The 1,019-nt window shown below is 71.2% G+C and carries 2 protein-coding genes; one reads left to right on the top strand and one right to left on the bottom strand.

Annotated features, from left to right (window positions below):
* The coding region (locus U1703_RS19130) for a hypothetical protein (protein ID WP_332786985.1) at window positions 1-192 on the top strand (192 nt) is incomplete at its 5' end.
* Window positions 193-210: 18 nt separating this feature from the next.
* On the opposite strand, the gene U1703_RS19125 is transcribed toward U1703_RS19130, so the two are convergent.
* The coding region (locus tag U1703_RS19125; protein WP_503676845.1) for a PCRF domain-containing protein at window positions 211-1,019 on the bottom strand (809 nt) is incomplete at its 5' end.

The following is a 1,019-nucleotide window of genomic DNA, read 5'->3' as shown; positions in this document are numbered from 1 at the left end:
TACGGCGTGCCGTCGCTGGCGCTCGCCTGCGTGGACGGCGGCACGCGGGTGCTGTCCTACCGCGGCCTGTTCGGCGACGCCTGGCTCACCTGCCAGCTCACGGCGCCGGAGACGGTCGCCGCGGCTGCGCACGAGGACCGCACGGGGCGCTGGTGCGTCAGCGTCGCGTCCGCGCTCGAGGCCGCCGACTAGTTGGCGGCAAGGTGGCGGCTAGTTGGCGTCGGCCTTGTCGGCGCCACGCCGCCAGCGGATGCCCGCCTCGAGGAAGCCGTCCAGGTCGCCGTCGAAGACCGACGTGGGGTTACCGACCTCGTAGCCGGTGCGCAGGTCCTTGACGATCTGGTAGGGGTTGAGCACGTAGTTGCGCATCTGGTCGCCCCACGAGGCCTGCACGTCGCCGCGCAGCCCGTCGAGGTGGGCCTTCTCCTCGGCCTTCTTGCGCGCGAGCAGCTTGGCCTTGAGCACCACCATGGCGCTGGCCTTGTTCTGGAGCTGGCTCTTCTCGTTCTGGCAGCTCGCGACGATGCCAGTCGGGACGTGCGTGATCCGCACGGCCGAGTCGGTCGTGTTGACGCTCTGCCCGCCCGGGCCGCTGCTGCGGTAGACGTCGATGCGCAGGTCGTTGTCGTCGATGGTCACGTCGACCGTCTCCGCCTCGGGCAGCACGAGCACGCCGGCGGCGCTGGTGTGGACCCGACCCTGGGACTCCGTGACCGGCACCCGCTGGACCCGGTGCACCCCACCCTCGAACTTGAGCTGGGCGAACGGGCCCTCCCCCGGCGCCGGGGTGCCCTTGGCCTTCACGGCCAGCGTGACCGACTTGTAGCCGCCCAGGTCGGACTCGGTCGCGTCGAGGATCTCGGTGCGCCAGCCGCGCTGCTCGGCATAGCGGGTGTACATGCGCAGCAGGTCGGCGGCGAACAGCGCCGATTCCTCACCGCCCTCCCCCGACTTGACCTCGAGCAGGGTGTCCTTGTCGTCGGCCGGGTCGCGCGGGATCAGCAGGTAGCGCAGCCGCT

Origin of the sequence: Sphingomonas flavida (genome assembly GCF_036663655.1) — a bacterium.
Lineage (GTDB): Bacteria > Pseudomonadota > Alphaproteobacteria > Sphingomonadales > Sphingomonadaceae > Sphingomonas.
The sequence above is the reverse complement of the archived record's forward strand: the minus strand, read 5'-3'. Positions and strand labels throughout refer to the sequence as shown.